Consider the following 7500-nt stretch of genomic DNA (forward strand, 5'->3'; position numbering starts at 1 on the left):
CGGAGCTTTTGCTGAAGATTGGTAAGTTTGACGCTGCCATTGAAAATTATCGCAAAGCTCTGCAACAAGATCCTTCTTTTACGGCTTCGTCACTAGTATAGTGTCAAGTTAATTATATTGGGTAATAACTGTTGAATCCTAACCTAATATTATATATATTCTCTCAAAGTAGTCAAATTGACAAAAGCTTTGAGGGTGACAATGAAAAAATACATTGTTCGTTTATCCAATCTTGAATGTGAGACTCTAAAGAAATTGATAACATCAGGACGAGGCCCGGCACGAATGTTTGCACGGGCACGAATCTTACTTAAAGCAGACCAGAGCGATGATGGTCCTGGGTGGTCGGATGAAAGAATCAGCGAAGCATTCGATGTGACTGTGCAGACCATCGAACGAGTTCGCAAGCAGCTTGTAGAAGAGGGGTTCGACGCAGTTTTATCTCGGCGAGAGTATAAGCAGAAAGTTTCTCGCAAGAAAATTGATGGTGACGTGGAAGCCCGTCTGATTGCTCTTTCGTGCAGTGATCCCCCAGAGGGTCGCGCCAGATGGACACTGCGTCTGTTGGCAGATAAGGTAGTAGAACTTGGATATGTGGAGAACATTTCGCATGAAGCTATCCGCCAGACTTTAAAAAAAACGAACTTAAACCGTGGTTGAAGCAGCAGTGGTGTATTCCCCCGGAGGCCAATGCCGCCTTTGTTTGCGCAATGGAGGATGTCCTTGAAGTTTACAAGCGACCCTATAATCCAGAGGAGCCACTTGTCTGCATGGATGAAACAAGCAAGCAACTGACCAAAGAAATCCGCCAGACTGTAGCCGCGAAATGCGGTAGGCCTACCCGAATTGACTGTGAGTATGAGCGCAACGGCGTCAGTAATCTGTTCATGTTCTATGAACCCTTCGGTGGCAAGCGCTATGTTTCGGTAACGGATCACCGAAAGAAAATTGATTGGGCTTTTCAGATAAAAGAGTTGTTGGACTATCATTATCCTCATGCAAAAAAAGTTGTTCTGGTTATGGACAACCTCAACACGCATGCCGGTGGCTCGCTATACGAAGCGTTCCCGCCACAGGAAGCAAAGCGATTGTTGGACCGATTGGAGATACACTATACTCCTAAGCATGGTAGTTGGCTCAATATTGCTGAAATCGAATTGAGGATTCTGTCAACCCAATGTCTCAATCGCAGAATCGCTGATAAACATACATTAGAACACGAAGTGGCTCAATGGCAAAATCAGCGCAATTTTCTCAAAGCCAAAATCGACTGGCGCTTTTCATCTGATGATGCCAGAATTAAGTTGAAACGGCTTTATCCAACACTATTAACTTGACAGGACACTAGGTATTGCCAGCAATTACAATTATAAAGGTGAGCACCAAAATGCCCGGAAGGAACTTCAAAAATTGTATGATGCTGCTCAAAACGATGGTCAGAGACGAGCTGCCCATTTTGCTAAGACTGTTTCCTACGTTCATGAAGGTAATCTCGATATGGCTCTGAAGGAGCAAGAGAACAGGTATGATTTGGCAGCGAAAATTAATGATGCCGCCGCGATGTCCGGCGATTTGGCGACTATGGGAAATATTTTGCTCCAGTTTGGGAAACCCGATGCAGCGTTTAAGAAATACCATAAGTCATTAAAAATCATGCAGGAGTCAGACCACTCGAAACAGCAGAAGGACCTTGCTGAACGATTTCATCATTCCAATTTAGCTCAAGTCGCTTTGAAGAAACATGACCTTGCCAAAGCCAAAAAGCATGCGAATGAATTCAAGGTTCAAGCGGAAGCTGCAAAAAATCGTTTTCAGATTTGGCTGGCGCATCAGTTAGCGGGTATGATTGCTCTCGAAGAAAAAGACTACGAAAAAGCCGTGACTGAGCTGGAGCAAACCAACAAGCAAAACCCCTACAATTTGTACAGGCTTGCAATGGCTTACAAAGGCAAGGGCGATACGTATAAAGCGAGAGCAATGTTCGAAAAGGCCGCGAATTTCAACGCCTTGAATAGCATGAACCAAGCTTTTGTGAAAATAAAATCCCAAAAAATGATGTCGAAGAAGTCATAATTGCCTCCTCAAAACCTCCCGGAGGTCCTAAAAATCCGGGAGGTTTAAGGTAAATGTATGAGCGCTCACAGGGGCGAATTTAATTCAAAACTCGGGTTTATTTTGGCCACTGCCGGTTCCGCTGTCGGACTCGGAAACATCTGGGGATTTCCCTTTCAGGTTGGCAGTGGAGGTGGGGCGATCTTTGTGCTCATCTATCTCGCCTTCTGCTTTATTTTATGTTATCCGATTATGGTCACTGAAGTCGCCATTGGACGCAAAACCAGCCGCAATCCGGTAGGAGCGTTTAATGCACTTGGATTTAGAAAATGGTCGTTTATCGGTAAACTCGGAATCGTCAGCGGCTTTTTGATTTTATCTTTTTATAACGTGCTTGCCGCGTGGTCGCTGGGCTACTTCATTGAGATGTTGCAAGGCAACTTTGAAGTGGGCCAGAAGTTTACGCAATTCACTTCAAACGTTCCTTTGATCGCAGTTTATTCGGTCATTTTTATGAGCGCTACCGCTTTCATCGTTTCCGGCGGAATTAAAAGCGGCATCGAGCGAACGGCAAAACTCTTAATGCCCTCGCTGGTAATTATTATTTTGTTTCTTGTCGGTTATGCATTTACTCTGCCAAATGCGATGCAGGGTATTGAGTTTTACCTCATGCCCGATTTTTCCAAACTCAATTTACAAGTGGTTTACAGCGCTCTGGGTCAGGCGTTTTTCTCTTTATCTTTGGGAATGGGCGCTTTGATAACTTACGGCAGCTATTTTTCAAGGAAAGAAGATATTATCAGCTCGGTTGCTTATATTACTTTGGCCGATGCCGGAATAGCATTTGCCGCCGGTTTGATGATGTTCCCGTTTGTTTTTTCACAAGGGTTAGCGCCCAATGGCGGCAGCGGTTTAATCTTTGTGACTCTGCCGGGTGTGTTTGCCTCTTTGGGACCCATGCTAGGCGTGTTTATTGGCGCCTTGTTTTTCCTTCTACTCTCCTTTGCTGCTTTGACCTCGACCGTGTCACTGCTTGAGGTACCCGTGGCTTATGTAATAGATGAGTACAAGCTCGAACGCAAAAAGGCAGCCTGGCTGGTCGCAGGAGCAATTTTCCTGGTGAGTATTCCGTCAATTCTAGCCAACGGCGCTTCTGAATTCTTCACCTCTTTTGTTCACTACTTTGGGCATGATAACCCAAAAAGTTTTATGGCTATGGTTGTCGATGTCGCTAATAGTTCGTTATTGCCACTCGGCGGTTGTTTGATTTCCTTTTTTACCGCTTACATCTGGAAAAAGGAAAATTTAAACCAAGAGCTGAGAATTGGCAATGAAACATTTGAAGGTTCATTTATCGAAAAATACATCGGGGTTGCTGTTTGCTATTTATGCCCTTTTATTTTAGGAGTATTATTTATTTTAACTGTGCTTGATCTTTATTTTGGAATTAAAATTATCACTTGATTTTTGGAGGAGAAATGAAAGATCGAATATTCAGTCTTATTCTAGTTTTATTTTTTGTAACGTCAACTACAGCTGCAGCAACGGATGACGCTAAAAAGCAACCCGTCAGTAAAATTCTTTATGAGGTCATAACCGAAAAGGGAATCGCTGCGGCGGTTAAGAAATACCATTCTCTTAAAAAGAAAAAACTTGACAAATATGATTTCAAGGAGGCCGAACTAAATACTTTGGGTTACCGGCTACTCGGCGAAAAGAAAAATGCCGAAGCAATTGCGATACTTAAGTTGAATACTGAGGCTTACCCGAAGTCACCGAATGCTTATGATAGTTTGGGCGAGGCTAACATGCGAGATGGCAATAATGATATGGCTATACAAAATTACGAAAAGTCTTTATCATTGTTAACGAGCGTTGATATCGATGAAAACACCAGAACACTGCTTGAGAGAAATGCTAATTCTAACATAAGTTATCTCAGGAATCCGGAGAGTTTAATGGAATCAACGGTTATCAATGATTTTATTTCCGAGAATTCCGCTTTTCCATTTGGCAAGCTAAACCCGAAAGCACCCAAAGAGACGGAACAGTTTGGTCAATTAGCAGGCGTGTGGCAGTGCACCAATTTTGCTTTCGTGAACGGACAGTGGTTCTCTGGCTGGCCGGCAACCTGGGTCTGGAAATACGTTTTGGATGGATTTGCAGTACAGGATTTGTGGTTTCAGAAAGAAGAGAACCTGCCGCCTCCCCGTGTTTCTCTGCATCGAGATTTTTCAGGCACTAATATGCGCATTTATGATACCGCAAAAGAAAAGTGGGAGATTATGTGGTTTCACAACGGCCTGAATTCAAAAGGCACGCCAAACGGTACCTCCCAATTTGAAGCGGAATTTATGGACGATCAGATTATCATGACGCCGAAAAATCCAGGGAGTGGACCTTTAAGAAGAATTGTGTTTCATAATATTACCGCGGATTCCTTCGACTGGAAATCTGAGACTTCTGAGGATGAAGGAGAAACCTGGAAGCCGCGATTTCGAATAGAAGGAAAACGAATTCAGTAGGAAAAATAAAAAGCGGAGCAAATTTCAACTCCGCTTTTTTAAAATCGAAACTTGAATATCTAAATCCTAAGCAATTTGTGGCGTCCTGAAAAAAGTTGACAGTTATTGGTGTTTTTTCTTTGAGTTACCATTTGGGGTTTCGCGTTTTTGATTTGAAATTTTGTTTCGAATTTAGAATTCAGGAATTCAGAATTAGTTCTCTGCGATTTCTTCTGCTTTCATTTTAATCACCCCGCAAGAAATACGAGCGCCAGCCGCACCGGTCGGTTGTGAAGTCATGTCATCGGGGTCGGCGTGCAGGATGACTCCTTTGCCGACAATCGAGTAGTCTCCCATTATGCTAAGATGCGAATCAACAAAATCTGCGTGGGCCGTGCCGTTTGCATCCGCGGTGATGTTGCCAAGGTCGCCCATGTGCCGTTCCTCAGCATCACGACCTGCGTGGGATGCACCGGCTGGGTTGAAATGCCCGCCGGCTGATTTACCGTCGCCGCTGCTGCAATCTCCAAATTCATGAATGTGAAAACCGTGCTCTCCTTCCGGCACACCTTCAAAATGCGCGACTACCTGAACACCGCCTTTCACTTTTGTAAAAGTCACAGTTCCGTGTGCTTCGTTGCCTTCGGTGGTTTGCATTTCTGCAACTGCGGTTTGCATTTTATCTGCTGCTTGGTCTGATTTTTCATAGCAGCCAAACCATCCAATTATAAATAAACCTAAAAATGAAACCAGGGTTTTTCCGAATTTCGTTTGCATAAAAACCTCCTAATTAAATTGATTTAAATTTCAAACCGAATATAGAAACGATTTTTGAAATGTCAATAAAAATTGACGCTCATGTTAATTTGTGTAAAATGGCTTGATTAAGTCGATTGGAATATTTAACCTGATATAATCAAAAACCATGGAGATAAATCATGCAATTTGGCACTGTAAAAATGTGGGACTCGAGCAAGGGATTCGGCTTCATCGTTTCAGATGATGATGATGATTTGTTCGTTCATGTGAGTAATTTGCAAATTACAGTGAAGGGGAATAGACTTGAGGAAGGTCAACGCGTCGGGTTTGATGTTCGCCGGGATATGAAAGGGGATAAGGCAATCAATGTCAGGGTTGTGGATTAAAGTCAGTGCGCTGTGTCTTCGTTTCCTTTTTTATTCTTCATAAGATTTTCCGCAAAAGTTAAAACCGCATAATCCAACCAACGTTGTGTGCCAAGAGGTGTTTTCTCTGCCGAAACATAACCCATGTGGCCGCCGCTTTTTGTTAAGTTAAAATTCAAGAATTCATTTTCAGGCAAATTGTCAAAACTTTCTTTTGGGACAAACGGATCGTCATCGCTGGTAAGCAGGTATGTCGGCGTTGAGATTCCAGATAAAAATTGTTTTGCGCTGCATTTTGAGTAGTAGTCTTCAGCGGATTTAAAATTGTTCAGAGGAGCGGTGCAAATTTCATCAAAATCGCGAAGTTTCATCTTCCACTTAAAGTCAATTTTTGGAAAATCCGAAAAGTGCTCTCGCCTTTCTCTCATTGCTTTTTTTAACAGCCGCATAAATCGCAAGTCATAAACTCTGTTTTGGCTTTGGCATAAAGCAGCAGCACACAGAGATAAGTTTATCGGTGGCGCGACTGCAATTGCCCCTGCAAGATTTGTCGCGAGAGGCTCTTTCTTCTCACCAAGTAATTTCAAAAGAACATTTCCGCTTAAAGAAAACCCGACCGCAATCAGTGGTGAGTCAGGGTAGAGTTCTTCAATTTTTATCATTGCCGCACTTGCATCTTCACTTCTACCAGAGTGATAAGTTTGTCGTGCCAAACCAACCCCTTCGCCACACCCTCTATGATTCATCCGAAACGTAATCCACCCCCGATTTTGAAAGAGCTGTGCAATTCGCAGCATATAGGAGGCATCGGCATTTCCTCCAAGGCCGTGCATGAAAAGAATGGCTCTTCGAAACGTCGATTTTCTGTTTGGGAGATTTTCACAAAGCGCCAATTTATCGCCACCGGAGACTTTTATGTGGTGAACATTGGTGCCTCTTAAATTTTTAGGACTCGGAAGATAGTACCCTGAAATTGTTTGTCTATGGCCTCCTTTAAGAAGAGGGTATGGATTGAATGGAATTAAATTGAGCGGGATTTTCATAAGATTACTTGTATCAAAAAAATAATGTGGTATTTTAAGACTTTATTTTTTAATTTCAACAGAATTTTTTCGCTATTTTAAAATTAAAAATGTTAAAGCTAAAACGAGTGTATGAAACACCCAACAGCGAAGACGGAGTTAGAATTCTTGTGGAGAGGCTTTGGCCACGTGGTTTAACAAAGGAGAGAGCCAAGATTGATATTTGGCTAAAAGACATTGCTCCGAGCACCGAATTGAGGAAGTGGTACAATCATATTCCGGAGAGATGGCCTGAGTTTCAAAAAAGGTATCAGTTAGAATTGGAGGAAAATTATAATGTAGTACGGGGGCTTAAGAAAAAGGTAGATACTACCGATGTTACTTTGGTTTTTGCAGCGAAAGATGCGGCTCGTAATAGTGCAGTTGTACTTAAAGAGGTACTGGCGAAAAGTTTCTTGTAAATTTCTATCTTTTCTTCAAAAAAGACTTGACATTTAATTTTTTTTGATTATATTTGGGTTTGCTCGTTTCTAATAAGAAGTGAGCAATTTTTTTCTGTTCTTTGGAAATAAAGAGTGTGCATAATGACTCTGTCGTCCATTGAGATTTTAATTTTGTAAAGAAACAAGATCAACAACGAAGAGTTTGATCCTGGCTCAGGACGAACGCTGGCGGCGTGCTTAACACATGCAAGTCAGGGAGAACGTTCGAGCTTGCTCGAATTAGTAAACCGGCGGACGGGTGAGTAACACGTAGGTAACCTGCCTCTAGGTTTGGGATAACCTCGCTAACGCGGGG

8 protein-coding genes, 1 rRNA gene and 1 pseudogene (1 of these 10 only partly in view) are annotated in these 7500 nt (G+C 42.6%); 8 read left to right on the forward strand and 2 right to left on the reverse strand.

Annotated features, from left to right (window positions below; all coding sequences use genetic code 11):
• From IH879_14570 to IH879_14590, 5 genes and pseudogenes are all read left to right on the forward strand, one after another.
• A partial coding sequence (locus IH879_14570) for a tetratricopeptide repeat protein (protein MCH7676159.1) occupies positions 1 to 101 on the forward strand: 101 nt, incomplete at its 5' end.
• A gap of 100 nt (positions 102 to 201) precedes the next feature.
• Positions 202 to 1337, forward strand: a pseudogene (locus IH879_14575) (IS630 family transposase).
• Positions 1338 to 1410: 73 nt separating this feature from the next.
• Complete coding sequence (locus tag IH879_14580; protein MCH7676160.1) at positions 1411 to 2073, forward strand: hypothetical protein; 663 nt, start codon at positions 1411 to 1413, stop codon at positions 2071 to 2073.
• 57 nt (positions 2074 to 2130) lie between these two features.
• Positions 2131 to 3516, forward strand: coding sequence for a sodium-dependent transporter (locus IH879_14585; GenBank protein MCH7676161.1), 1386 nt, complete (start codon positions 2131 to 2133; stop codon positions 3514 to 3516).
• A gap of 14 nt (positions 3517 to 3530) precedes the next feature.
• A complete protein-coding gene (locus tag IH879_14590; GenBank protein MCH7676162.1) occupies positions 3531 to 4577 on the forward strand; it encodes a hypothetical protein in 1047 nt (348 codons plus the stop codon).
• A gap of 192 nt (positions 4578 to 4769) precedes the next feature.
• Here the strand turns inward: IH879_14590 and IH879_14595 are convergent, their stop codons facing one another.
• Positions 4770 to 5333, reverse strand: a complete 564-nt coding sequence (locus IH879_14595; GenBank protein MCH7676163.1) for a superoxide dismutase family protein — start codon at positions 5331 to 5333, stop codon at positions 4770 to 4772.
• Between the two features lie 161 nt (positions 5334 to 5494).
• Between IH879_14595 and IH879_14600 the strand changes: the two genes are divergently transcribed.
• On the forward strand, positions 5495 to 5701 hold the full coding sequence (locus IH879_14600) for a cold shock domain-containing protein (protein MCH7676164.1): 207 nt from the start codon (positions 5495 to 5497) through the stop codon (positions 5699 to 5701).
• Between the two features lie 2 nt (positions 5702 to 5703).
• Here IH879_14600 and IH879_14605 read toward each other — a convergent pair whose 3' ends face one another.
• Complete coding sequence (locus IH879_14605) at positions 5704 to 6723, reverse strand: alpha/beta fold hydrolase (GenBank protein MCH7676165.1); 1020 nt, start codon at positions 6721 to 6723, stop codon at positions 5704 to 5706.
• An 89-nt stretch (positions 6724 to 6812) separates the two neighbouring features.
• Between IH879_14605 and IH879_14610 the strand changes: the two genes are divergently transcribed.
• A complete protein-coding gene (locus tag IH879_14610) occupies positions 6813 to 7163 on the forward strand; it encodes a DUF488 family protein (GenBank protein MCH7676166.1) in 351 nt (116 codons plus the stop codon).
• A 172-nt stretch (positions 7164 to 7335) separates the two neighbouring features.
• A 16S ribosomal RNA gene (locus tag IH879_14615) occupies positions 7336 to 7500 on the forward strand (its annotated part continues 1069 nt past the right edge of the window); the annotation flags it as partial.

Source organism: candidate division KSB1 bacterium (assembly GCA_022562085.1).
Classification (GTDB): Bacteria; Zhuqueibacterota; Zhuqueibacteria; order Oceanimicrobiales; family Oceanimicrobiaceae; genus Oceanimicrobium.